Here is a 23,265-nt window from a genome sequence, read left to right as displayed (position 1 = left end):
GCGCCGCCTACTGCCCGAATCCCGCCGCGCACCGAGTCGGAGCGCGGCGGCCGCCGTCGCCAACGGCCGCCGCAGGCTCAGCAGCAGCCGTGCCCGCCGTGCTGCTCGCCGCCGGCCACCGCGGCGCTGCCGGTGGTTGCGCCGCGCACGCTGGCCGCATGGTGCGCGGCAATCACCTTCGACACGCAGGCGGTGACCCGCTTGCCCATCGGGATATGCAGGAACTCGTTGGGCCCGTGCGCGTTGGAATGCGGGCCGAGCACGCCGGTGATCATGAACTGGGCGTCGGGGAACTTCTCGCCGAGCATGCCCATGAACGGGATCGAGCCGCCTTCGCCCATGTACATCGCCGGCTTGCCGAACGCGGCCTGCGAGGCGGCCTCGATCGCATCGGTCAGCCACGGCGACTGCGCCGGCGCATTCCAGCCCGAGGACGATTTCTCCAGCGCCAGCGCCACCTGCGCGCCATACGGCGGATCGCGCAGCAGCACGTCCTTCAGCAGCTCGCCGGCGCGCTTGCCGTCCAGCGTCGGCGGCAGGCGCAGCGACAGCTTCACCGCGGTCTGCGGGCGCAGCACGTTGCCGGCCGCGGCCAGCGGCGGCAGGCCGTCGGCGCCGGTCACCGACAGCGCCGGGCGCCAGGTGCGGTTGAGCACCAACTCGGTCAGATCCTCGTGCATCGGGGTCATCCCCGGCAGGAACGGGAACTTGCCGTAGACCGCGTCGCCGAGCACCGCGGCGACCTCGCGCGCCTGCGCCAGGCGTTCGTCCGGAATCTCCGCATACAGGTCCTCGACCTTGATCTTGCCGGTGGCCTCGTCCTCCAGCCGCGACAGCAGCGCGCGCAGTACGCGGAAGCTGGACGGCACCACGCCCGACGCATCGCCCGAATGCACGCCTTCGCTGAGCACCTTGACGCTGAAGTTGCCGCCGGCCAGGCCGCGCAGCGAGGTGGTGCACCACAGCTGCTCGTAGTTGCCGCAGCCCGAATCCAGGCACACCACCAGCGACGGCTTGCCGATGCGCTCGGCCAGGTGGTCGACGTAGGCGGGCAGGTCGTAGCTGCCCGATTCCTCGCAGGCCTCGATCAGCACCACGCAGCGCGCGTGCGCGATGCCCTGGTCGTGCAGCGCCAGGATCGCGGCCAGCGAGCCGAACAGCGCGTAGCCGTCGTCGGCGCCGCCGCGGCCGTACAGGCGCTCGCCCTTGAGCACCGGCGTCCACGGGCCCAGGTCGTCGTCCCAGCCGGTCATTTCCGGCTGCTTGTCCAGGTGCCCGTACAGCAGCACCGTGTCCGCGCCGGTCTCCGCGCCGGTGGCCGGCACTTCCAGATAGATCAGCGGCGTGCGTCCTTCCAACTGCACCACCTCGACCTGCAGGCCGGGGATCGCCTGCGCGCGCGCCCAGCGCGCCATCAGCTTCACCGCAGCGTCCATGTAGCCGTGGGCGGCCCAATCGGCATCGAACATCGGCGACTTGTTGGGGATGCGGATGTAATCGACCAGTTGCGGGACGATGTCGTCGTCCCACTTCTCGCTCAAGAAACGGTCGATCTTGGCGCTGTCCATCGGGAACTCCGGCATATGTCGCAAAAATGATGGCGTCCATTCTACGCCGCGGCGCCCGTGTAGGGTTTTTCCTACACGTTGACGCGCCGTTTACCTGCTGTTTGGAAAGGGCGTTGGCGATAGGCTGTACCCATGTGGCGAGGGATGCTTTCGACACCGGCAGGAGAGGCCGGTGAAGTCCCCATCCAAGTCACAAGGAGTGTTGCCATGCAGTCTTTTATCGTGGTCCTGAAGTCTCTGGTCCTGGCCTTGCTGCTGACCGGTTCCGCGCTCGCCGCGGACAAGGTCAACATCAACTCCGCTGGCGCAGCGGAAATCGACCGGGTGTTGCTGAACGTGGGTGCCTCCAAGGCACAGGCGATCGTCGACTACCGACAGGCACACGGGCCCTTCAAAAGCGTCGAGGACCTGGCGCTGGTGAAGGGAATCGGACTCAAGACGGTCGAACGGAACCACGACCGGATCGAAGTGGGAGCCACGAAGGCGACCACGCCGACGGCAGCCAGGACGGCAGCCGCCAAGCCGGTGGAAAGGCGTTAAACGGATTTAAGCGTTAAACGGATTTAAAGCATTAAAGGGATTGAAAGGAAAATGATACGGCTGGCGCAGGACGCGCGGTCGCGACCTCACTGAGCAGGATGCCCAGGGGGAGGCAAGAAGCCGACATGGACGTACATCGTCGCCCGGTGTTGCACAATGACGTGCAGCCGGGCGACGTTTTTTATGGGCGATGGTTTTTGTTGGTTGGCCCCTGCCGGATACTCCCACCGATCTCGCTTGCCATCGCTGCTTGCGGCGCGAAGCGGTGTCGTGGCGCCGGACAGCCGATGGCCAGTGGCGATCCGCGCAAGGCGTCCGGGTGGCGCTCCTTCGGCACCGATCGCGCCCACGCGCCGCCGAGCGGATAGTTAACGCCCGCCAGAGTCGGTGTGTCCGGCTCCGGCCACCCGATCGTGCAGAATGCGCCGATGGACTGGTGCAACATGCCTTCGCGGGTGATCCCCGCCAACGACTACCGCCGCGAGCGCTGGCGCAACGGACTGGGCTGGACCCGGGAGATCCTGCGCCTGCTGCAGCCCGGCAGCGACGACTGGCTGCTGCGCCTGTCGATCGCCGAGATCGCGCAGGACGCGGCCTTTTCCAGCTTCCCCGGCATCGACCGGGAACTGGTGCTGCTGCGCGGCGCCGGCCTGCGCCTGCGCTTCGACGACGGCGCGGTGCATCTGCTGGAGCCGCCCTATGCGCGGCTGCGCTTCGCCGGCGAGCGACCGCTGCGCGGCGAACTGCTCGACGGCCCCACCCACGACTTCAACCTGATGTGGCACCGCGATCGCCTGCGTACCCAACTGCTGCACCGGCCGCTGGTCGGGCCGATGCTGTTCTTCGCCGAGCCGGGAATCGGTTGGGTCGTTCATCTTCTGGCAGGGCAGGCGCGGTTCGATACGGACTGCGGATTGCCGCCGCTGGCCGCCGGCGACAGTGCCTGGTTGAACGCCAACGCCAGGCAGCGCTTCGCTTTGAGCGGTGGTGGCGAGTTGCTGGCGATCCGCATCGAACCGTTGCCGACGCCCGCCGACTGAGCCGCCGGCAGCGCGCGCGCGGCGCTTGCAGCGTTGCCGCCGACCGCGTCCAATGCGCGAACGCGGCTATCCCGGAGCCGTGGACCGGAACGAACAGGTGGCCTCGGACAACAGCAGGTGGTTGGCGAAAGTGGTGGTGGTGGACGACGACGCAGCCTTGCGCGACCGGATTCGCGATTATCTGGCGCTTTTCAACTTGCAGGCGCGCGATGCCGAAAACGGCGCGCAGCTGTATGCGCAGCTGGCGGCCGATCACTATGACGCGGTGCTGCTCAATGCCGGCCTCAGCGGCGGCGAAGGGCTGAACCTGTGCCGGCAGCTGCGCGACCGCGGCGGCATCGCGATCGTGATGATGGCCGACCAGGCCGAGCCGGTGGATCGCGTGATCGGTCTGGACCTGGGCGCGGACGACTACCTGACCCGGCCGCTGGACTTGCGCGAGCTGGTGGCGCGGCTCAACGCGGTGCTGCGGCGTACCCGTGTGGCGCCGGCGCCAGCGTCGCCGCAGGACGGGGCATGGCAGGTCGATGCCTATCGGCACCAGGCGGTGGCCCCGGATGGCCGCGCGATCCCGTTGTCGCCCGGCGAACTGCGGCTGATGGCGGTGTTCCTCGAGCAACCCGGCAACGTGCTCAGCCGCGAGGACCTGCGGGCGGCGATCGGCGACAGCGACGGCAGCGTTCCCCAGGGCGGTCGCGGCATCGACCTGCAGGTCTCGCGGCTGCGGCAGAAGCTGGGCGACGACCCGCTGGTGCCGCAATGGATCCGCACCGTACGTGGCAAGGGCTATCTGTTCGAGCCGCATCGGCTGGGGATGCCCGCCGCACGTTGATCCGCCGCACGCGGCCGGCGTCGCCGGGGTGGCGGCCTAGCCGGCCCTGCGGGGTGTCGCGCCAGCTGCCGTCGGCGCCTGCCGTGGCTGGCCTATGCGGCCGCTGCTGCGACGGCTCCGCCGGTTCCGGGCATGCGCGCGACACGCATCCAGCAAGCGCGGCGACGCCCCGCTCCGCAACGGGTCGGCCGGCCCTGGCAGGGCGATATGCATGGCATGTTTCAGTGTCGATACAAAGCCGATATCCTGCTGACAAATTCTGCATCGACACTGCCTGCGTCGGGTTGCCGCGTCGGCACAGCCATGACCGCAGCGACGGCTGCATTCCACGACTGCACTTCGTGACCACAGGGGGTCAGCATGATCAGCAGCATCAGCAGTGGCGGTTCGGCCTATGCCGCCAGCCGCACCGGTACCGCCGGCGGGGCGCTCACGCAGACGGCCCAGGCCGAACAGCAGAATCCGCTCCAGCAATTGTTCAAGAGCATCGACGGCGACAGCGACGGCAGCCTCAGCGGTTCCGAGCTGAGTGCGGCGTTGAAGTCCAGCGACAGCGACAGCGACAGCAGTTCGAGCATCGATATCGACGCCCTGCTTGGCCTGCTCGATCAGGACGGCGGCGGCACCGTCAGCGAACGCGAGTTCGCCCAAGCCTTGCCGCCGCCGCGTGCTGATGGCGGCGACAAGGTGGATGCCGAGTCGCTGCTCGGCAGTCTGGACACCGATGGCGACGGCACCATCAGCAGCGAGGAGCTGAGCGCGGCCAGCCAGGGCAGCGACAGCAGCGATCTGTTCGCCACGCTCGACAGCGATCAGGATGGGGGGATCAGCCTGCAGGAGCTGAAGGACGGCATGCGCCCGATGGGTCCGTCGCCGCGGGGCGCCGAGGGCAGCGACGCCGCCAGCGCCGGTTCGGGTTCCAGTTCCAGCAGCGACAGCAGCAGCGCGCAGGATGCCTATGCCTTGCTGGCCCAACTGGCGTCGAACCAATACCGCAGCTTCGCCAGCGGCGTCAGCGCGTCGACCTCGTTCTCCGTCGCCGCCTGACCGCGACGGTCCGCCCAATGCGGCGGACCGTTCGCCCGCCGATGGCACGCGGCGCGTGCGCCTCGCCAGGGACAACGCGGCCTAAGGGTCGTCTGTGCAATGCCGTGCACTATCGACGCGCTCGGTGCGCGTGTCGGCGGTGTAGGCCTGCGCATGGCGGCATGGACTCACAAGCCTGCGCTATAGGCCTGACTGCGCGCCCGTACTTCACGCAAACCGGAGCGCAGCGCATTGGTGGCATGCGGTCGCTTCCACGCGTCCGCTAAGACTGGTCGTGTTCGGCTTGCGCGCCGTTCGCCGCACGGCCCATGTCGCCGGCCGGCTGCGCTGGCAGCGTGCCCCGCCACTCGCAGCGCCGGCGATCGACCGCGCCATCGCGCTCCATGCGATTTCACCTGCTGCCTCGACTCGCACAGGAAATATCTGCAAGGCGATCTGTTCCCATGTTGCACGAGGACCGTCGATGGGGACCTGCTGCATGCAAAAGCCGAGGTCGGAATCGGGCCGGATCAACGCGGTGGCCATGAGCTTGAGCTGCCGCCGCAGGGTCGGCGCATCGCACACGTCGAGCAAGCCGCAGGCGTCGAGCAGTGCCTTCACCAAGAGCGGGTTGCTTTGCGCCATGAAGATCGGCGGCGTCAGCGCCTCGAACAGGTCGTTGTTGCCGACGATCGCATCGCCGAAATCGATCAGGCCGCTCAGGGTCCAATGCCCTTGCGCGTTGCGCGCCAGCAGATTCCACGGGTGGATGTCCATGTGGATCAGGCGTGGCTGCGCCGGCGGCGAAAAATCGCCTGCCGCCGCGAGGTGGGGCAGGGCTTGCTCTGCGAGATGGGCGGGCATCGCATTGCGCCGGTGCCGCGCAGTGCAGTCGGCAATGAACGTGTCGATGTAGTGCCGCCAATCCACCCGGATCGCGATGGCGTCATCGAACGCGACGCCGTGCAGCTCGCGCATCAGCTCCCCCAACCTGCCGCATGATCGACTGCTTCTGGCCTATCTCCAGCGACGGCCAGAGGCCGGCCAGCGAGGTGCCGTGCAGACGGCTGGAAATCACGAAGGCCCAATTGTCGACGACTCCGCCGCCAATGAAGCGGGGCGTCTCCAGCGATAATTTGCCGTGCAACAACGGTGCGACGATGCGTTCTTTTTCGCCTTGCCGGCGCCAATTGGGTGGCGCCAACTTGACGATCACCTCGCCACCAAGCTGGAACAAGGCATTGGCACCCTCCGGGAGCCGCGTCCACTGATCGCCAGGCAATCGGAACGTCTGTCGAAGCTGGTTCAGCACCGGCATCCAGCACTCAATGGCGCGCGCTCGATGAGCTCGCAAGACTGGGCAATGCTGCGGTGTTGCGGCAAACAGTCGATGGAGATCTTCATTGATGTTTCGGGGCGAGGTACTTGTTGGCAAGCGATCATCCGGCGGCGCGCGTATGCCGTCCGCACGATCGCGCACCCCGGACCGCACTGGGCTGGCAGCGAAGATGCGCGGTGTCGGTTGATGCGCCAATGCCGCCGAGCGCTGGCCGGTGCCGCCGCACATCGACCAAGGGAGCGTGCGGGTCGATGCAGTCCACTCGGCAAGTGGCCAAAGGCCATTGCCGCGTGCGCGTTGCATACGCCGACGGCGGCATCGCAGGCTAGGGATTGTCATCAATTGTTCGGATAGGCGATGCTTGTTGCCCCTTTCTTTCCTGCACACCCCTGCAATGGCACGCCGCTACGCCCTGCGAGACGATCAGTGGGATCGCATCCGTGACCTGCTCCCCGGCCGAGCCGGCCATGTGGGTGTGACCGCCAAGGACAACCGGCTGTTTGTCGAAGCCGTGCTCTACCGCTACCGAGCCGGCATCCCCTGGCGGGATCTGCCTGAGCGCTTCGGCGACTTCCGCGTGATCCACCTGCGGCATAGCCGCTGGAGCCGGTCCGGCGTCTGGCAACGCGTGTTCCACGCCCTGTCAGAGGAGGCGGACAATGAGTACGCGATGATCGACAGCACCATCGTCCGGGCGCATCAGCACAGCGCCGGGGCAAAAGGGGGGCGCCGCAGGCCATCGGACGCAGCCGAGGCGGGCTAAGCAGCAAGATCCACGCCGTGGTCGATGCACTGGGCAATCCGGTGGCGTTTCATCTGACCGCAGGCCAGGCGTCGGATCTGGAAGGTGCAGATGCGTTGCTGTCGCAACTGTCGGTCGGCGCCCTGCTCGCTGACCGCGCCTACGATGCCAGGGCACGTGTCATCGAGCCGATGCAGCGGCAGGGGACGCAGATTGTCATCCCCTCCCATCCAACGCGCAAAGTGCAGCGCGACTACGACCGGGTGCTGTACAAGGATCGACACCTGATCGAGAACTTCTTTGCCAAACTCAAGCAGTACCGGGCCATTGCCACCCGATACGACAAGACCGCCGGCAACTTCCTCGGCGCGATTTACTGGATCGCCTCTGTCATCCTGCTTAATTGATGACACGCCCTAGGCGCCGCGACCGTCGCTGCGCAGGGCGCTTTCAGTACACGTCGCGCCGGTAGCGGCCTTCCAGCAGCAGGGTTTCCTTGCCCAGCCGTCCCAGCACTTCCTCCAGCGCCGCATCCACGCCCGGGGCCATGCCGCGCAGGCTGCCGCACACGTAGATCGCCGCGCCTTGCGCGACCCAGTCGCGCAGGTCCGGCGCGGCCGCGCGCAGGGCGTCCTGCACATAGCGGTGCGCGCCGGCGTCGCGCGAGAACACCGCATCCAGCCGCTGCAGCGCGCCGTGCGCCAGCCAGGTGCGCAGTTCCTCGCCGTAGTGGTCGTCGTGCGCGGCATGGCGTTCGCCGTACAGCAGCCAGGTGCGGGTCGCGCCGGCGTCGATGCGCGCACGCAGGTGCGCGCGCAGTCCGGCGATGCCGGTGCCGTTGCCGATCAGGATCAGCGGCCGCGCCGGATCGGCTGGCGGGTGGAAGTTCGGATTCGGGCGCAGCCGCAGGGCGATCTCGGCACCGATCGGCGCTTCATCGCATAGCCAGCCGCTGCCCAGCCCGGGCGTGCCGTCCGCATGCAGCGCGCGGCGCAGCAGCAGGCGCAGCGCGCCGTCGCTGGGCATCGAGGCGATCGAGTATTCGCGGTGCGGCAGCGGCTGCAGGCGCGCGGCCAGCGCTGCAGGCGCGGTGCCGGCGGCCTGTTCCGGCTCCGGCAGGTGGCTGCGCGCCAGCAACGCGGCCAGCGTCGTCGGCGCCTGGCCGGGGCGCTGCAGCGTCGCCGTGCCGTCCAGGCCGCTTGCCTGCAGCCAGGCCTGCACCACGGCATCGCCATGGCACGGACCGATCTCGGCCAGGTCGCCGGCCTGCCACGCAGGCAGTGCGCCGTCGGCAGGCAGCAGCGCCAGTTCGAACACCGCGCCGCCGACGCTGCCGGGATTGCACAGGCGCCGCTGCTGCAACTGCCAGCGCTGGTAGGCCGGCGGACTCCAGTCTGGTTGCTCGCTGCCGCCGGCGAGTTGGCCGAGCAATTGCTGCCAGTGACGCAATGCGGCGTCGTCGGCGTTGTCCACGTCGATGCGGTCGAACAGCGGATGCGCGCCGTGCTGGCGCAGCCAGGCATCGAGCTGGCGGCCGAACGCGCAGAAGTGGTCGTAGCGGCGATCGCCCAGCGCCAGCAGCGCGTAGCGCAGCTGCGGCAAGGCCTGCGACTGCGCCATCGTCTTGCGCAGGAACGGCAGCGCGTGGTCGGGCGGATCGCCTTCGCCGCTGGTGCTGACCACGAACAGCGCCTGCGTCGCGCCGGCCAGCTCGGCCGCGGTGACGTTCTGCAAGGGCAATACGCGCACCGGCTGGCCCGCCGCGCGCAATGCCGCGGCACTGCGCAGCGCCAGTTGCTGGGCGAAGCCGGTCTGGCTGGCCCAGGCCAGCAGCAGCGGCGCTTCGTCCTGCTTGCCCGCGCGCGGCGCGCCGCGGCGGCCGCGCCACCACAGCCAAAGGCAGGCTGCCGCGTAGGCGGCCGTTGCCAGCGCCGCGTAGAGAATGCGCTGCTGCGATGGCGCGCCGTTCCACCATGGCTGCGGATGCAGCCGCAGCAGCGCATAGCCGATCGCGCCCAGCAGCGCGAACGTCGCCACGTGCCCGACGGCATTCCAGTTGCGTTGCGACCGCAGCCGGGTCATGCGTCGAGCAGCGCGGCGAAGGCGCTGCTGAGCCGCTCCTGCACGCGTTCGCCATCGCGCAGCAGGAAGCGCGCCGCCAGCCGTTCGCGTTCGGCGCAGGCCAGGCCGGCGTCGGCGCCGAGCACGCTCAGCGCGGTGGCCCAGGCATCGGCCCGCATCGCATCGGCGGCGACCACGCTGACCGCCGCCAGCGATGCCGCGATCGGCGTGCCGCTGCGCGGATCCAGGGTATGGCTGTAGCGTTGGCCGTCCTGTTCGAAGCGGTGCCAGCGATCGCCCGAAGTGGCGACCGCGCGGCCGTCCAGCGCCAGCACCCGCGGCGGCGTCGCCGCCTGTGCGTCCTCGTCCGGCGCCGATTCCACCAGCACCCGCCACGGCTGCCCATCGGGCTTGCGGCCATAGCCGTAGAGTTCGCCGCCGACCTCGACCAGTGCGCTGGCCACGCCCTGCGCCTGCAGTGCGCGCACCGCCAGATCCACGCCGTAGCCCTTGGCGATCGCCGAAAGATCCAGGCGCAGGCCGCCGGGCTGGCGCAACGTGGCGCCGTTGTCGTCCAGTACGAGTTGCCGCCAATCGCCAGCGGCGCGCGCCTGGCGCAACGCCTCCGCATCGGGCACGCGCTGGCTGCCGGCGTCGGCGCCGAAACCCCACAGGCCCAGCACCGCGCCGATGGTGGGATCGAACGCGCCGTCGCTGCGTCGCGCGATGTCCAGCGCGCAGCGCAGCACCTCGGCGAACGCCGCGGGCAGCGCATGCACGCTGCCGGCCGCGGCGCGGTTGTAGCGGCCGATGTCCGAGTCCGCTTCCCAGGTGCTCATCTGCGCGACCACCTGGTCGAGCTGTGCCTGGATCGCGGCGTGCAGCGGATGCAGGTCGCGGCGGCGGCGCAGCACCAGCTTCGCGCTCCAGGTCGTGCCCATGCTGCGACCGCCGAGCGTGGCGATCTCGGTCTCGGCATCGACATCGACATCGACATCGGCCTGGGGCGCGAGCGGCGCGTTCATGCCGCCAGGTGCCGCCATGCGCAGGGCGGATGTGCTGTCGCCGTCACTGCGGCAGCACTTCCAGCGTCGCCACGTAGCTGAGCCGGCGCTGCTTGGCCTGCGGCAGCGAAGTCTTGGCGTCCTCGCTGGTGGTTTCCAGCCAGTACATGCCCGCTTCCGGCCAGGTCACGCTGAAGCTGCCCTGCGCGTCGGTGGTGAGCTTCAGTTCGTCCTGCGCGTTGCGGTAGCGGGTGCCGCCGCGCACGATCTCCACGTCCAGCCCGGGCGCCGGCTTGCCGTCGATGTGCAGCTTGAAGGTGGCCTTCTCGCCGGCGAACAGGTCGTTGGGATGGGTCACCGGCACCAGTTCCAGGCCGCGGCCGCTGGGCTTGAGCGCGGTCTGGTTGGGTGCGCCGTTGGTGACGAAGGTTTCCACCCGGCCCAGCGACTGCGACACCTGCAGGTCCTTCGCATCCTTCGGCACTTCGCTGGCGAAGCTGGCGGCGTTGCCGCGCCAGCGCTTGCGCTGGCCGTTCTCGTTCCAGTTCGCGAACAGGCCGTCGTTGACCAGGGCCAGGCGGTAGGTACCGGTCTGCACCAGCTCCACGTCGAATACGCTGCGGTACTTGCCGGTGGCCGGGTTCTGGGGCTGCACGGCGCTGCCGTCGGGCGCGGTGATGACCAGGGTGTCCAGGCGCAGCGGCACGTGGTTGAAATAGAACAGGTCGTTGGACACCGCCGCATCGACGGTGATCCACGGCTTCTCGCCGGCGAGCACGGTCTGCGAGGGTTGCAGCCAGGCCTTGTGGGCGAAGGCGGAGAACGGCAGGACCGCGGCGATGGCCAGCGCCAGTACGAGGGAACGCTTCATGGGATTGCTCCTTGCGAGGAAAGAGGGGGGCGGCGGGATCAGGATCAGGGCTTGGCGGTCAGGCGCAGCGCACCCAGTTCGCTGCTGCCTTGTGCGCTGCCGGTTTCGCCAGCCTTGGCTGGCCAGGCGAACGGAATCTTCAGCAGTTCGCGGCCGCCGACTTCGCGCGCGGCCTCGACCACCAGCGTGTACTGGCCCGGCGCCAGGCCCTTGAGCTGCTGCGCGTCGGTGAACGCCAGCGCGTGCCTGCCGGCCGGGCGGGTCGGGCCGCTGACCCCGTCCACCGGCATCTGCAGCGTGCGCCCGCTGCGCCGCCACCACTGGCGCAGGTCCGGCAGCCACTTGGTGCCGTGGCCTTCGGCGGTGTCCTTGGACTGGTACCAGACCGCCAGGTTGCGCGCGACCTGCTGGTCGGCGCCTTCCACCCAGATCGCGACGTAGGGGCGGTGGTATTCGGCGACGTTGAGCTTGGGAATCTCCACGTCCAGTTCCAGCGTGGCCGCGTAGGCGGGCAGGGTCGTCAGCAGGCCGCTCAGGGCGATGGTCAGGGTGACGCGCATGCGAGGCTCCAGGTGGTGAAAGAGGTGGGTCGGGTCAGTGGATCAGCAGCAGTGCGATCAGCAGCGGAATCAGCAGGCCCAGCCCGACCAGCGGCCAGGTCATGCGCCGCTGCCGCGCATGCAGTTGCAGCAGGAACAGGCCGGTGATGCAGAACACCAGGCAGGCCACCGCGAACAGGTCGATGAACCAGCCCCAGGCCGGGCCGGCATTGCGGCCCTTGTGCAGGTCGTTGAAATAGGAGATCCAGCCGCGCTCGGTGCGTTCGTATTCGACCGCGCCGCTGCCGCGGTCGATGCTCAGCCAGGCGTCGCTGCCGGGGCCGGGCAGCGCCAGGTACACCTCGTCGGCCGACCACTCGGCCGGTTGCCGGCCCAGGCTCAGCGCCAGTTCGCGCTCCAGCCAGGCCGCCACCGGCCTCGGCAGCGGCGCGTCGCCATCGGCCTGGCCGCCGAGCCGCTGCAGCAGCGCCGCCGGCAGCTGCGTCGTGCGGTTGAGCACCTGCGGCTTGGCCTCGATGCGCGCGGCGTGGTTGAGGGTGAGCCCGGTGGCGGCGAACAGCAGCATGCCGATCAGGCACAGCGCCGAGCTGATCCAGTGCCACTGGTGCAGCGTGCGCAGCCAGAAGCCGCGGCGCTGCTGCGCTGTGGCCAGATCGGGGGAGGAGGAGTCGGACAACGCGGCAGTCGAATAGGCGGGGCGAAATGCATTCTACATAGATGAGAACTAGTCGCAATTGCGGCAAGGCTGCTGCCGCGTGCGTGACCGGGGGAAATACCGGGGTCGCAACGTCAACGCAGCGGCGCCGCCCGGGTTGACCGTCCGCTGCGGCTCAGGTCTCGGACCAGTCGCGCAACAGGTTGTGGTAGACGTTGCTCAGCCGCAGCAGCGCCGTGGCGTCGGCCTGGGCCGCGGTCAGCGCCTGGATCGAGGTATCCAGCTCGAACAGCAGTTGCCGCCGGCCGGCATCGCGCACCAGGCTCTGCACCCAGAAGAACGCGGCCAGGCGCGCGCCGCGGGTCACCGGCAGCACGCGATGCAGGCTGCTGGACGGATACAGGATCAGGTCGCCGGCCGGCAGTTTCACTTCGTGCTCGCCGTAGGTGTCGCTGATCACCAGTTCGCCGCCGTCGTACTCCTCCGGCGCGGCCAGGAACAAGGTGCAGGACAGATCGGTGCGCAGGGTCAGCGCCGGCTGCGTGGCGCTGGCGGCCTGGGTCATCACCGCGCCGTCGACGTGGAAACCGTACTCGCCGCCGCCCTCGTAGCGGTTGAAGCGCGGCGGGATCGTGTGCAGCGGCAGCGCGGCGGCGAAATACAGCGGGCTGCGCGCGAGCGCGTTGAGGACCGCCTGGCCGAGTTCGTGCTTCAGCGGCGAGGCATCGGGCAGTTGCAGGTTGCGCTTGACCTGCGCGCCCTGCGCGCCGACCGTCTCGCGGCCGTCGGTCCAGTCGGCGCCGTCGAGCGCCTGGCGGAAGCGCGCGACTTCGTCGGCGCTGAGGATGTCGGGGATGTGCAGCAGCATGGGGCGCTCCGGCAGCGGGCGCCTTCCGCGTGGAAGGCGCCCGCCGCGCGTGGATGGGCGAGGCTGCGGTCAGAACTTGATTTCGGCGCTCAGCATCGCCGAACGCGGCGCGCCGGGCGTGTAGCGGAAGCCGCTCTTGTTGATGGCCGCGACGTAGTCCTTGTCGAACACGTTGTATACGTTCAGGCGCAGATCGAAGTGGTCGTTGATCGGATAGGTCAGCACTGCGTCCCAGACGGTATACGACTTCACCAGGGTCGGCGTGCCCACCGCGCCATCGGTGCCGCGCTTCATCTCGCCGGAGTAGCGGGCGCCGCCGCCGACGGTCAGGCCGAACGGCAGCGTGTAGGTGGTCCATGCGGTGAACGCGCTGTCCGGCGTGTAGGCCAGATCCTGGCTGCCGTCCTGCGACACCTTGGCGCCTTGCTTCACCTGCGCGTCCAGCTTGGTGTAGCCGGCGGAGATGGACCAGTTGTCGCTGAGCTTGCCGACCGCCGAGAGCTCCACGCCCTGCACCTGCTTCTCGCCGGTCTGGTAGTACAGCCCGTCGCTGCCCTGCGCGATCTCGTTGGTCACGTCGGTGCGGAACAGCGCCATGGTCACCAGCAGGCCGTCGTCCAGGAAGTTCCATTTGGTGCCCACTTCGGCGGTCTTGGCCTTCTGTGGATCGAACGTGGGATTGTTGGCGTTGTTGGCCGAGGCGCTGAGTTCCAGCGTACTGCCGCCGGGAGGCTGCTGCGAGATCGCGTAGTTGGCGTACAGGCTGATGTTGTCGGCCGCCTTGTAGACCGCGCCGAGCTTCCAGCTGAACAGCGTATCGGAGACGTCCGTGTCCACACCCACCGCGGTGGTGCAGGGCACGGCGGTGGAGGTGGCGGTGGTGCAGGTCAGGCTCTTGAAGTCGGTCTTGTAGCGGTCCACGCGCACGCCGGCGGTGACCAGGAAGTCGTCGCCGAACTTCAGCGTGTCGAAGGCGTAGGCCGAGAACGTGGTGGTGGTGCCCTTGCTGTGCGCGCCGTTGCGCGCGGTGACCAGCGGCGTGGTATTCCAGTCCGGGTCGTAGACGTTGGCCGGGTTGGCGGCCAGCCAGGTGGCGCGGTTGACGATGTTGTGGCCCCAGCTGAGCAATTCCTCGCGCGCGGCTTCCACGCCGGTGCTGAGGTTGTGCTGCACCGCGCCGGTGGCGAAGTCCACGCGCAGGTTCAGCTGGTCGGTGGCGATGGTGTACTGCTGGTCCTTGAAGGTGGGCAGGCTGCGCGCCACGGTCCAGGTCGAGGTGTCGGCCGGGTTCGGCGTGCGCAGGTTGGCGGTGTTGGGCATGAACGCGAACAGCAGGTAGTCCTGCTCGTTGCGGCCCCAGCGCGCGGTGTTGGTCAGCTTGACCGCGTCGGAGAAGTCGTGCTCGAAGCGGAAGGTCGCCATCTTCGCGGTCACGTCGTCGTGGTCATAGCGGGTGCCGTAGAAGTTCTCGCTGTCCACGCGCGGGGCCGTGGACAGCCACGGGCGCGCGGGATCGGGGGACGTGTAGCCGGGCAGGCCGATGCTCGGCACGCCGCCGTCGGGCAGGTTTTCCTGCTTCACGTACAACAGGTCGAGGTAATAGCGGGTGTCGCTGCCGAGGCCGAACGCCAGCGACGAGGCCAGGCCCCAGCGCTTGTTGTTGACATGGTCGCGGCCGAGCGCATCGCTGTCCTGACCCATCACGTTCAACCGCAGCGCGCTGCTGGCGCCCAGCGCCCGGTTCCAGTCCGCGGTGACGCGGCGCTGGTTGTCGCTGCCGCCGGACAGCGTGCCGCTGACCGCATCGGTCAGGTTCGCCTGCTTGGTCACCAGGTTGATCGCGCCGGTCGGCGCGCTGCGGCCGTTGTCGGTGCCGGCAGGACCCTTCTCCACCTCGATCTGCTCAATGTTGAAGATATCGCGCGAGATCGAACCCAGATCGCGCACGCCGTCGACGAAGATGCTGCTGGAGCTGTCGAAGCCGCGCATGTAGATCGCATCGCCGGTGGTGGTGCTGCCGTTCTCGCCGACGTAGAAGGTGCCCACGCCCGGGCTGTTGCGCAGCGCCTCGGTGAGCGTGGTGGCGCCCTGTTCGTTGAACAGCTCCTTGCTGATGATGTTGAGCGTCTGCGGGGTATCGATCAGTGGCTGGGTGAACTTCGGCGAGGCCGGCGCCTCCACCAGGTAGCGCTTGGCGCGCTGGACTTCCACGTCGACCTTGTCGAGGGTCGTCGGCTGCTCGGCGGCAGTGGCGGCATCGGCGGTATCGGCGGCGAGCGCGGGGGAAGAAAGCAGGCTCAGGCCGCTCAGCAATGCGGCGGCGGTGAGGGTCTGCGCGGAAATCTGCCGGGAAACGGCGTGCTTGCGGCTCTTGATCGTGGGGGTCATTGACGGTTCGGCTATGCAGGAATGGGAGGTCGCACGCAGCGCACGCAGCCAACTCCTTGAGGGAGGCGGGCGCACACGGATGGCGGATGGCGGCCAGATGGGCTGGCTGCCTCTGGCCGCTTGAGCCGCGGTCATTGCCGCTATTTGCGCGCAAATGCGAATTATTTGCAATACCTTTTACTGCATTGCGTGCCATGCCGGCACGGCTGTAGGCCGGTTTCGCTGGGTTCGAAGAAGCCTTGGGTGCCCAGCGGATCCTAAAAAGCCGTTAAAATTCAGTCGTTTGCAGAAATTGCGGATTCGCCGCGGTCGTCGCGGGTCCACAGCCCACCGTGTTCGGACTTCACCGGAAACTTGGGCACCGGGCTGTAGGCGGGGGCGCACAGCGGGCGGCCGTCGCGGACGTCGAAGCGGGCGCCATGCAGCACGCACTCGATGCTGCCGACGGCGGCATCGAAGCTGCCGGGGGACAGCTCGTAGTCTTCATGGCTGCAGCGGTCCTCCAGCGCGTAGAAGGCGCCGTCGAGGTTGAACACCACGATCGGGGTGGCGGTGATCTCGTCCCACACCGTGGCCGTCTCGCCCGGCAGCAGCGCGCCGTCGGCGCAGACGAAGGTCCAGGTCTCGCTCATGCGGCGGCGCCCAGCGGCTTCTCCAGCAGCTCGAAGCGCAGGTCGTCGCGCCTGGGCGCGCCGAAGCGCGCGTCGCCGTAGGGGAAGGGCTTCTTGATCCCGGTGCGGCGGTAGCCGCGGCGCTCGTAGAACGCGATCAGTTCCTCGCGCAGGTCGATCACGGTCATCCGCATCACCGGCAGCCGCCATTCCTGCCAGGCGATGCGTTCGGCCTCGGCCAGCACGGTCTTGCCCAGGCCGCCGCCCTGCGCCTGCGGCTGCACCGAGAACATGCCGAAATAGCCGGCGCCGTCGTCGTCGGCGATGTGCGCGCAGGCGATCAGGTCGCCGTCGCGCTCGGCCAGCAGCACCAGGCTGCGCGGGCGCAGGATGTCGGCACGCAGCACCTGGCGATCGATGCGGTTGCCGTCGAGCAGGTCGGCTTCGGTGGTCCAGCCGACGCGGCTGCTGTCGCCGCGATAGGCCGAGGTGACCAGGGCGGCAATGGCGTCGATGTCGGCGACGGTGGCGGTGCGGAAGGTGAGGGTGTGCATGGGCCGATTTTAGGCTGTGTGGCCGGGAATGGGGAATGGAGAATCGGGATGCGTGCGCCGATGGCGAGGAGGGCATCTCCAGAGCCACGTTCGCTGGGCACGGCCAGCGCGCGGAGCGCTTTTGCCGATTCCCGATTCCCCACTCCCGACTCCCGGCTCCCGGCTCACCTCAGCCCAACAACTTCCGCACCTTCAGCAACGCCGCCACGAAGCGCTCGATCTCGGCATGCGTGTTGTAGAACGCCAGCGAGGCGCGGCAGGTGGCGGCGACGCCGTAGAACTGCAGCAGCGGATGCGCGCAGTGCTGACCGGAACGGATCGCGACGCCGCCTTCCAGGTCGAGCAGGGTGGCCAGGTCGTGGGCATGCGCGCCTTCGACCAGGAACGACACCACCGCGGCCTTGCCCGGCGCGGTGCCGAAGATGCGCAGGCCGTCGATCTTGTGCAGTTCCTCGGTGAAGTGCGCCAGCAGTTCGGCCTCGCGCGCTTCCACATGCTCAAGCCCCAGTGCGGTCAGGTAGTCCACCGCCGCGCCCAGGCCGACGAAGCCGGCGATGTTCGGGGTGCCGGCCTCGAACTTGTGCGGCGGATCGTTGAACACGGTGCCGTCGAAGCTGACTTCCTTGATCATCTCGCCGCCGCCGATGAACGGCGGCATCGCCTGCAGGTGCTCGCGCCGCGCCCACAGCGCGCCGGTGCCGGTGGGGCCGCACATCTTGTGCCCGGTGATGGCGTAGAAGTCGCAGCCGATCGCGGCCACGTCGAGTTTGCGGTGCGGCGCGGCCTGCGAGCCGTCGATGACGCTGACGATGCCGCGCTTGCGCGCCTCGCGGCAGATCTCGCGCACCGGGTTGACCGTGCCCAGCACGTTGGAGACGTGGGTCAGCGCCAGCAGCTTCACGTCCGCGGTCATCGCCTTGCGCAGCGCGTCCAGGTCCAGCGCGCCGTCTTCGGTGATCTCGGCGACCTTGATGGTGGCGCCGGTGCGCTGCGCGACCAGTTGCCACGGCACGATGTTGGCGTGGTGCTCCATCCGCGACACCAGGATGCTGTCGCCGGCCTTGAGCCGCGGCAGCGCCCACGAGTAGGCCACCAGGTTGATCGCGAAGGTGGTGCCGCTGCACAGCACCAGTTCGTCGGCACGCACGTTGAGGAAGCGCGCCAGCTTGGCGCGCGCGCCTTCGTAGGCGTCGGTGGCCTCGGTGCCGAGCGCGTGCACCGCGCGGCTGACGTTGGCGTTGTAGCGCCGGTAGAACTCGTCCAGCGCCGCGATCACCTGCAGCGGCTTCTGCCCGGTGTTGGCGTTGTCGAAATAGATCAGCGGCTTGCCGTGCACCTGCCGCATCAGCAGCGGGAAGTCGCTGCGGACCTTGTCCCAGTCCGGTGCCTGGTCCGGCGCCGCGGTGTGCGGGGCCACGCTGCTCATGCCACGCCCGCCGCGGCCAGCGCCTGGTCCAGGTGCGCGACCAGGAACTCGGCCAGCGCCGCATCCAGCACGCGCAACGGTTCGCGGCAGAATGCGGCGGTCAGCAGCCGCTGCGCGCGTTCGCGCGGCAGCCCGCGCGAGCGCAGGTAGAACAGCGCATTGGCGTCGAGCTGGCCGACGGTGGCGCCGTGCGCGGCCTTGACCTCGTCGGCATCGATCACCAGCACCGGCTGGGTGTCGATCTCGGCGTCGGCGGACAGCAGCAGGTTCTTGTTCGACAGGTTGGCATCGCTGCCATCGGCGCCCTGGCGGATGTGGATGCCGCCATGGAACACCACCCGGCTGCGCGCCGCGGCCACGCCGCGCCACAGCAGCTCGCAGGCGGTGTCGCGGGCGATGTGCTCGATGCCGAGGCGGGTGTCGATCTGGCGGCGGCCGTTGCCGAGCAGCACGCCGTTGCCGACCAGCCGCGCGTTGTCGCCTTCCAGGCGCACGTTGAACTCGTGCCGCGACAGCGCGCCGCCCAGCTCCAGGTCGATGCGCCGGTACTGCGCGTCGCGCGCCAGCACCGCATCGGTGCGCAGCAGCGCGGTGACGCCGGGCGCGTCCGCCTGCACCCGCGCGTGCGCCAGCTGCGCGCCGGCGGCCAGATGCACGTGCGCCAGGGTGTTGCTCAGGTGCGCGGTGTCGCCGAGGTGCAGGTGGTGTTCGACCAGCGACAGCGATGCGTCCTGGCGCAGTTCGATCAGGTGGCGGTGGTGCCAGGCATGGTCGCTGGCGCCGGCGCTGGACACGAACACCAGGTGCAGCGGCAGCGCGACCTGCACGCCGGCGTCCACCCGCAGCACGCTGCCTTCGTCGGCCAGCGCGGCGTTGAGCTGGGCGAAGACTTCGTCGCTGCGCTCGAAGCGGCGGCCGAGGAAGCGCATCGCATCGTCGCCGCTGCGCAGGATGCTGGACAGGCGCTGCAGCTCGACGCCGGCCGGCAGCCCGGCCAGGTCGGACAGCGCATCACTGCCGCGGCCGTTGACGAACACCAGCCGCGGCGCGGGAATGCCGGCGACGATGGCCGCATCCACGGCCGGCGCCGCGGCCGGTGCCGGGCTGAAGCTGCGCCGCTCCAGCGCACGCAGCGAGGTGTACTTCCACGCTTCGCTGCGCGGGCCGGGCAGGCCGTCGCGCAGCGCCTGTTCCAGCGGTGCGCGGCGCGCGCCGTCGCCATGGAAGGCGGCGGCCAGGGAGTCGAGCAGGGCGCTCATCGGACCGTCGCCTCCGGCGCCACACGGTCCTTCAACCATGCGTAGCCGTGCGCTTCCAGTTCCAGCGCCAGTTCCGGGCCGCCGCTCTGCACGATGCGGCCGTCGGCCAGCACGTGCACCACGTCCGGCTTGATGTAGTCGAGCAGGCGCTGGTAGTGGGTGATGACCAGGAACGCGCGCTCGGCCGAGCGCAGCGCGTTGACGCCTTCGGCGACGGTCTTCAGCGCGTCGATGTCCAGGCCGCTGTCGGTTTCGTCGAGGATCGCCAGCTTCGGCTCCAGCACCGCCAGCTGGAAGATCTCGTTGCGCTTCTTCTCGCCGCCGGAGAAACCTTCGTTGACGCCGCGGTGCAGCAGTTCGTCCTTCAGGTGCAGCACGGCGAGCTTCTGCCGCACCAGCTTCAGGAACTGCATCGAATCCAGTTCGTCCTGCCCGCGCGCCTTGCGCTGCGCGTTGAGCGCGGCGCGCAGGAAATAGGTGTTGTTGACCCCGGGGATTTCCACCGGGTACTGGAAGGCCAGGAACAGGCCGGCGGCGGCGCGTTCCTCCGGTTCCAGCTCGAGCAGGTCGCGGTCTTCGAAGCGCACGCTGCCCTGGGTCACCTCGTAGCCGTCGCGGCCGGCGAGGATGTTGCCCAGCGTGGACTTGCCGGCGCCGTTGGGGCCCATGATGGCGTGCACCTGGCCGGGCTGCACCTGCAGCGACAGGCCCTTGAGGATGTCCTTGCCGGCGACGGAAGCGTGGAGGTTTTGGATGTTGAGCATGGAGATGGGTCCGTCAGAGTTCTTGTATAGCCCCTCTCCCACCGGGAGAGGGGTTGGGGTGAGGGTGCGGGGCGAAGCCTCTCGTGGATTTTGGTGCGCGAGGCTTCGCCCGTACCCTCATCCGGCGCTTCGCGCCACCTTCTCCCGACGGGAGAAGGATGCAGGGGTCAGCCGACCGAGCCTTCCAGGCTGACTTCCAGCAGCTTCTTGGCTTCCACCGCGAACTCCATCGGCAGTTCACGGAACACCTGCTTGCAGAAGCCGTCGACGATCATCGACACCGCGTTTTCCTGGTCGATGCCGCGGGCGCGGCAGTAGAACAGCTGGTCGTCGCTGATCTTGGAGGTGGTGGCCTCGTGCTCGACCGTGGCGGTGGGGTGCTTGACCTCGATGTACGGGAAGGTGTGCGCGCCGCACTGCTTGCCGATCAGCAGCGAATCGCACTGGGTGTAGTTGCGCGCGCCCTCGGCGCTGCGCTCCACCTTGACCAGGCCGCGGTAGGTGTTCTGGCCGCGGCCGGCGCTGATGCCCTTGCTGACGATCTTGCTCTTGGTGCGCTTGCCGATGTGGATCATCTTGGTGCCGGTGTCGGCCTGCTGGCGATGATGGGTCAGCGCCACCGAGTGGAACTCGCCGACCGAGTCGTCGCCGAGCAGCACGCACGAGGGGTACTTCCAGGTGATCGCCGAGCCGGTCTCGACCTGGGTCCAGGCGATCTTGCTGCGCGCGCCGCGGCACTCGCCGCGCTTGGTCACGAAGTTGTAGATGCCGCCGACGCCGTTCTCGTCGCCCGGGTACCAGTTCTGCACGGTCGAATACTTGATCTGCGCGTCTTCCAGCACGACCAGCTCGACCACCGCCGCATGCAGCTGGTTCTCGTCGCGCATCGGCGCGGTGCAGCCTTCCAGGTAGGACACGTAGGCCTGCTCCTCGCACACGATCAAGGTGCGTTCGAACTGGCCGGTATGGCCGGCATTGATCCGGAAATAGGTGCTCAGTTCCATCGGGCAGCGCACGCCCCTGGGAATGAACACGAAGCTGCCGTCGGAGAACACCGCCGAATTGAGCGCGGCGAAGTAGTTGTCGCCGACCGGTACCACGCTGCCCAGGTACTGTTTGACGATCTCCGGATGCTCCTTGATCGCCTCGGACATCGAGCAGAAGATCACGCCCTTCTCGGCCAGTTCCTTGCGGAAGGTGGTGCCGACCGAGACCGAGTCGAACACCGCGTCCACGGCGACGCCGGCCAGCTTGGCGCGTTCGTGCAGCGGCACGCCGAGCTTGTCGTAGGTGTCCAGCAGTTCCTTGGGCACATCGTCCAGCGAGGCGTACTTGGGACCCTTCGGCGCGGAGTAGTAGCTCAGCGCCTGGAAATCGATCGGCGCGATGTTGAGCTTGGCCCAGTGCGGCATCGGCATTTTCAGCCAGTGCCGGTAGGCGGCCAGGCGCCACTCGGTCATCCACTCCGGCTCGTCTTTTTTGACGGACAGGGCGCGCACGACGTCTTCGTTCAAGCCGGGCAGGAACGCATCGGATTCGATGTCGGTGATGAAGCCGGCGTCGTAGCGACGTCCCAGCCGTTCCAGGATTTCAGCGTTTTCGGTGGCCATGGGGCTGCCTACAGGTCAGGTGGTTGCGAAACGCACGGCGATCGCACGCCGTCTGGTTTCGCCGGAAGAGGAAAGCGGGTGCAGCATCTGCGCCAGGGTCACGCCGCGCAGCGCATCGGCGACCACGTCGTTGATCAGCCGCCAGTTGGAGCGCACGCCGCATTTTTGCGCGATGCTGCACTGGCCTTCCTGGTGGCTGCACTCGGTGATCGCCAGCGGGCCTTCCATCGCCTCGACGATCTGGATCAGGGTGATGGCGTCGGCCGGGCGCGCCAGCCGATAGCCGCCGTGCACGCCGCGCAGGCCTTCGACCAGCCCGGCCTGGGCCAGCGGCTTGAGCAGCTTGCTGACGGTCGGCGGCTCCAGCCCGGACTGCTCGGCCAGTTCGGTCGCGCTCAGCACCTCGCCGGGACGCGCGGCAAGCACGGTCAGCACGACGGTGGCGTAATCAGTCAGCTTGGTGACGCGGAGCATGGGGCAACGGCCGGATTTCAATGCGGACCGAAATTGTACGCTTTTGCGGCGCCGGCGTCCAAGCCGTGCGTACGTTTTTGCCTATCGCCGCGATCAGCGGCGCCGGCGGCAACCGCCGCCAGGGCTTGGGATCGCCGCCGATGTGCGCCAGAATCAGCGCTTTCCCGTTCCGGATTGCCGCATGCCCCGCAAGATCGCCGCCCGCAAGTCCCGCATCCATGGCAATGGCGTGTTCGCCGTGCTGCCGCTCAAGAAAGGCGAGCGGGTCATCGAGTACAAGGGCCGCCGCCGCACCCATGCCGAAGTTGACCGCGACGAGGCCGGCGCCGTCGAGACCGGCCACACCTTCCTGTTCACCCTCAGCGACGACTACGTGATCGACGCCAACTACGAGGGTAACGATGCGCGCTGGATCAATCACAGCTGCGCGCCGAACTGCGAGGCGGTGATCATCGAGGCCGAGGGCGGCGACCGGCGCCAGGACAAGGTGGTGATCGAGGCGCTGCGCGCCATCAAGCCGGGCGAGGAACTGACCTACAACTACGGCATCACCCTGGGCGAGCGGCATACGCCGCGGCTGAAGAAGATCTGGGAATGCCGCTGCGGCTCGAAGAACTGCACCGGGACCATGCTGCAGCCCAAGCGCTGAGCGCGCGCCTGCACGTGGCCTAATTGGCTGCGCGCAGCGACGGCTGGCGACTGAGCGAGGTCCGGGCCTGCCGCATGTGCGATCTCAGCATCGGCCGGCATGGGCGATGCTGGAAACCGCGGCAGATCAGACCAGACACCCGCGGCAGTGCGCAGGCGCAAACGGAGGCATCGCCCACGCAGCGGCGAATACACTGCGCGATCGCGCAGCCGGCGATGTGCCCAACGGCGTTGCTTCACCAAGCGGCCAACACCGCGCTGGCTGCAAATGCACATGCCCGGCGAACCTCTCTGCGTATCGGGTGCCGATGCAGGCGCCTTCGCGAAAATGTACGAGAGTTCCGGATCCCCCAGCGCTGCCGCGAGCGGGGCAATAGGGTTGTCGACCCTCAACCTTTCAACGGGAGTGGTCATGTATAGAACAA

Annotated in this window: 22 protein-coding genes and 1 pseudogene; 6 read left to right on the top strand and 17 right to left on the bottom strand. The window is 68.6% G+C overall.

Going from position 1 to position 23,265, the window contains the following annotated elements:
* Positions 1-77: 77 nt before the first annotated feature.
* Entirely contained in the window at positions 78-1,568 is a 1,491-nt protein-coding gene (locus tag FZ025_RS02915) for a M20 family metallopeptidase (RefSeq protein WP_046979274.1), read from the bottom strand.
* A 132-nt stretch (positions 1,569-1,700) separates the two neighbouring features.
* On the opposite strand from FZ025_RS02915, the gene FZ025_RS02910 reads away from it, so the two are divergent.
* From FZ025_RS02910 to xopAW, 4 genes are all read left to right on the top strand, one after another.
* Positions 1,701-2,108 carry a ComEA family DNA-binding protein gene (locus FZ025_RS02910; RefSeq protein ID WP_208803728.1) on the top strand — a complete coding sequence of 136 codons (408 nt, stop codon included), beginning with the start codon at positions 1,701-1,703 and terminating at the stop codon, positions 2,106-2,108.
* Between the two features lie 443 nt (positions 2,109-2,551).
* Positions 2,552-3,148, top strand: coding sequence for a HutD/Ves family protein (locus FZ025_RS02905; protein WP_046979281.1), 597 nt, complete (start codon positions 2,552-2,554; stop codon positions 3,146-3,148).
* A gap of 79 nt (positions 3,149-3,227) precedes the next feature.
* Complete coding sequence (locus tag FZ025_RS02900; protein ID WP_244292448.1) at positions 3,228-3,980, top strand: response regulator transcription factor; 753 nt, start codon at positions 3,228-3,230, stop codon at positions 3,978-3,980.
* Between the two features lie 360 nt (positions 3,981-4,340).
* Positions 4,341-5,027, top strand: coding sequence for an EF-hand domain-containing protein (xopAW, locus tag FZ025_RS02895; RefSeq protein ID WP_046979276.1), 687 nt, complete (start codon positions 4,341-4,343; stop codon positions 5,025-5,027).
* Positions 5,028-5,234: 207 nt separating this feature from the next.
* Here the strand turns inward: xopAW and FZ025_RS02890 are convergent, their stop codons facing one another.
* Together FZ025_RS02890 and FZ025_RS02885 are read right to left on the bottom strand one after the other, a co-directional pair.
* Positions 5,235-5,984, bottom strand: a complete 750-nt coding sequence (locus tag FZ025_RS02890) for a phosphotransferase (RefSeq protein ID WP_046979277.1) — start codon at positions 5,982-5,984, stop codon at positions 5,235-5,237.
* Positions 5,953-6,324 (bottom strand): protein kinase family protein, encoded by a 372-nt coding sequence (locus FZ025_RS02885; protein WP_046979278.1) that lies wholly within the window; start codon positions 6,322-6,324, stop codon positions 5,953-5,955. The genes FZ025_RS02890 and FZ025_RS02885 overlap by 32 nt, the downstream gene beginning before the upstream one ends.
* A 415-nt stretch (positions 6,325-6,739) precedes the next feature.
* On the opposite strand from FZ025_RS02885, the pseudogene FZ025_RS02880 reads away from it, so the two are divergent.
* Positions 6,740-7,494 (top strand): annotated as a pseudogene (locus FZ025_RS02880) (IS5 family transposase).
* 43 nt (positions 7,495-7,537) lie between these two features.
* Here the strand turns inward: FZ025_RS02880 and FZ025_RS02875 are convergent.
* From FZ025_RS02875 to FZ025_RS02810, 14 genes are all read right to left on the bottom strand, one after another.
* Entirely contained in the window at positions 7,538-9,169 is a 1,632-nt protein-coding gene (locus FZ025_RS02875; protein WP_046981000.1) for a sulfite reductase subunit alpha, read from the bottom strand.
* Positions 9,166-10,173, bottom strand: coding sequence for an FAD:protein FMN transferase (locus tag FZ025_RS02870; protein WP_208803727.1), 1,008 nt, complete (start codon positions 10,171-10,173; stop codon positions 9,166-9,168). The genes FZ025_RS02875 and FZ025_RS02870 overlap by 4 nt, the downstream gene beginning before the upstream one ends.
* Before the next feature lie 43 nt (positions 10,174-10,216).
* The gene (locus tag FZ025_RS02865; RefSeq protein ID WP_046980999.1) at positions 10,217-11,023 is read right to left on the bottom strand and encodes a DUF4198 domain-containing protein; all 807 of its coding nucleotides are present in this window, start codon (positions 11,021-11,023) and stop codon (positions 10,217-10,219) included.
* Positions 11,024-11,067: 44 nt separating this feature from the next.
* Entirely contained in the window at positions 11,068-11,583 is a 516-nt protein-coding gene (locus tag FZ025_RS02860) for a DUF2271 domain-containing protein (RefSeq protein WP_046980998.1), read from the bottom strand.
* Positions 11,584-11,617: 34 nt separating this feature from the next.
* On the bottom strand, positions 11,618-12,259 hold the full coding sequence (locus FZ025_RS02855; protein WP_046980997.1) for a PepSY-associated TM helix domain-containing protein: 642 nt from the start codon (positions 12,257-12,259) through the stop codon (positions 11,618-11,620).
* Between the two features lie 154 nt (positions 12,260-12,413).
* On the bottom strand, positions 12,414-13,106 hold the full coding sequence (locus FZ025_RS02850; protein WP_046980996.1) for a Fe2+-dependent dioxygenase: 693 nt from the start codon (positions 13,104-13,106) through the stop codon (positions 12,414-12,416).
* 69 nt (positions 13,107-13,175) lie between these two features.
* Positions 13,176-15,494 carry a catecholate siderophore receptor Fiu gene (locus FZ025_RS02845; protein WP_104558925.1) on the bottom strand — a complete coding sequence of 773 codons (2,319 nt, stop codon included), beginning with the start codon at positions 15,492-15,494 and terminating at the stop codon, positions 13,176-13,178.
* A 275-nt stretch (positions 15,495-15,769) separates the two neighbouring features.
* Positions 15,770-16,126 (bottom strand): non-heme iron oxygenase ferredoxin subunit, encoded by a 357-nt coding sequence (locus FZ025_RS02840; protein ID WP_046979085.1) that lies wholly within the window; start codon positions 16,124-16,126, stop codon positions 15,770-15,772.
* Positions 16,123-16,659 (bottom strand): GNAT family N-acetyltransferase, encoded by a 537-nt coding sequence (locus FZ025_RS02835; RefSeq protein ID WP_046979086.1) that lies wholly within the window; start codon positions 16,657-16,659, stop codon positions 16,123-16,125. The genes FZ025_RS02840 and FZ025_RS02835 overlap by 4 nt, the downstream gene beginning before the upstream one ends.
* 169 nt (positions 16,660-16,828) lie before the next feature.
* Positions 16,829-18,085: a cysteine desulfurase gene (locus tag FZ025_RS02830; RefSeq protein WP_046979087.1), complete on the bottom strand. Its 1,257-nt coding sequence runs from the start codon at positions 18,083-18,085 to the stop codon at positions 16,829-16,831.
* On the bottom strand, positions 18,082-19,344 hold the full coding sequence (gene sufD, locus FZ025_RS02825; RefSeq protein ID WP_046979088.1) for a Fe-S cluster assembly protein SufD: 1,263 nt from the start codon (positions 19,342-19,344) through the stop codon (positions 18,082-18,084). The genes FZ025_RS02830 and sufD overlap by 4 nt, the downstream gene beginning before the upstream one ends.
* Positions 19,341-20,108, bottom strand: coding sequence for a Fe-S cluster assembly ATPase SufC (gene sufC / locus FZ025_RS02820; RefSeq protein WP_104558924.1), 768 nt, complete (start codon positions 20,106-20,108; stop codon positions 19,341-19,343). The genes sufD and sufC overlap by 4 nt, the downstream gene beginning before the upstream one ends.
* 167 nt (positions 20,109-20,275) lie before the next feature.
* Positions 20,276-21,718, bottom strand: coding sequence for a Fe-S cluster assembly protein SufB (gene sufB, locus FZ025_RS02815; RefSeq protein WP_046979089.1), 1,443 nt, complete (start codon positions 21,716-21,718; stop codon positions 20,276-20,278).
* A 15-nt stretch (positions 21,719-21,733) separates the two neighbouring features.
* Complete coding sequence (locus tag FZ025_RS02810) at positions 21,734-22,192, bottom strand: SUF system Fe-S cluster assembly regulator (RefSeq protein ID WP_046979090.1); 459 nt, start codon at positions 22,190-22,192, stop codon at positions 21,734-21,736.
* 181 nt (positions 22,193-22,373) lie between these two features.
* Between FZ025_RS02810 and FZ025_RS02805 the strand changes: the two genes are divergently transcribed.
* On the top strand, positions 22,374-22,841 hold the full coding sequence (locus FZ025_RS02805; RefSeq protein ID WP_046979091.1) for an SET domain-containing protein: 468 nt from the start codon (positions 22,374-22,376) through the stop codon (positions 22,839-22,841).
* Positions 22,842-23,265 lie beyond the last annotated feature (424 nt).

Source organism: Xanthomonas hyacinthi (assembly GCF_009769165.1).
Lineage (GTDB): Bacteria > Pseudomonadota > Gammaproteobacteria > Xanthomonadales > Xanthomonadaceae > Xanthomonas_A > Xanthomonas_A hyacinthi.
This window is presented reverse-complemented; position numbering and strand designations above follow the sequence as displayed.

Coding starts and splice junctions, on each gene's coding strand:
- FZ025_RS02915 (WP_046979274.1), bottom strand. CDS start 1,568: ATGGACAGCGCCAAGATCGACCGTTTCTTGAGCGAGAAGTGGGACGAC.
- sufB (WP_046979089.1), bottom strand. CDS start 21,718: ATGGCCACCGAAAACGCTGAAATCCTGGAACGGCTGGGACGTCGCTAC.
- FZ025_RS02885 (WP_046979278.1), bottom strand. CDS start 6,324: ATGCCGGTGCTGAACCAGCTTCGACAGACGTTCCGATTGCCTGGCGAT.
- xopAW (WP_046979276.1), top strand. CDS start 4,341: ATGATCAGCAGCATCAGCAGTGGCGGTTCGGCCTATGCCGCCAGCCGC.
- FZ025_RS02840 (WP_046979085.1), bottom strand. CDS start 16,126: ATGAGCGAGACCTGGACCTTCGTCTGCGCCGACGGCGCGCTGCTGCCG.
- FZ025_RS02910 (WP_208803728.1), top strand. CDS start 1,701: ATGTGGCGAGGGATGCTTTCGACACCGGCAGGAGAGGCCGGTGAAGTC.
- FZ025_RS02875 (WP_046981000.1), bottom strand. CDS start 9,169: ATGACCCGGCTGCGGTCGCAACGCAACTGGAATGCCGTCGGGCACGTG.
- FZ025_RS02835 (WP_046979086.1), bottom strand. CDS start 16,659: ATGCACACCCTCACCTTCCGCACCGCCACCGTCGCCGACATCGACGCC.
- sufD (WP_046979088.1), bottom strand. CDS start 19,344: ATGAGCGCCCTGCTCGACTCCCTGGCCGCCGCCTTCCATGGCGACGGC.
- sufC (WP_104558924.1), bottom strand. CDS start 20,108: ATGCTCAACATCCAAAACCTCCACGCTTCCGTCGCCGGCAAGGACATC.
- FZ025_RS02865 (WP_046980999.1), bottom strand. CDS start 11,023: ATGAAGCGTTCCCTCGTACTGGCGCTGGCCATCGCCGCGGTCCTGCCG.
- FZ025_RS02850 (WP_046980996.1), bottom strand. CDS start 13,106: ATGCTGCTGCACATCCCCGACATCCTCAGCGCCGACGAAGTCGCGCGC.
- FZ025_RS02890 (WP_046979277.1), bottom strand. CDS start 5,984: ATGCGCGAGCTGCACGGCGTCGCGTTCGATGACGCCATCGCGATCCGG.
- FZ025_RS02810 (WP_046979090.1), bottom strand. CDS start 22,192: ATGCTCCGCGTCACCAAGCTGACTGATTACGCCACCGTCGTGCTGACC.
- FZ025_RS02830 (WP_046979087.1), bottom strand. CDS start 18,085: ATGAGCAGCGTGGCCCCGCACACCGCGGCGCCGGACCAGGCACCGGAC.
- FZ025_RS02860 (WP_046980998.1), bottom strand. CDS start 11,583: ATGCGCGTCACCCTGACCATCGCCCTGAGCGGCCTGCTGACGACCCTG.
- FZ025_RS02905 (WP_046979281.1), top strand. CDS start 2,552: ATGCCTTCGCGGGTGATCCCCGCCAACGACTACCGCCGCGAGCGCTGG.
- FZ025_RS02805 (WP_046979091.1), top strand. CDS start 22,374: ATGCCCCGCAAGATCGCCGCCCGCAAGTCCCGCATCCATGGCAATGGC.
- FZ025_RS02870 (WP_208803727.1), bottom strand. CDS start 10,173: ATGAACGCGCCGCTCGCGCCCCAGGCCGATGTCGATGTCGATGTCGAT.
- FZ025_RS02845 (WP_104558925.1), bottom strand. CDS start 15,494: ATGACCCCCACGATCAAGAGCCGCAAGCACGCCGTTTCCCGGCAGATT.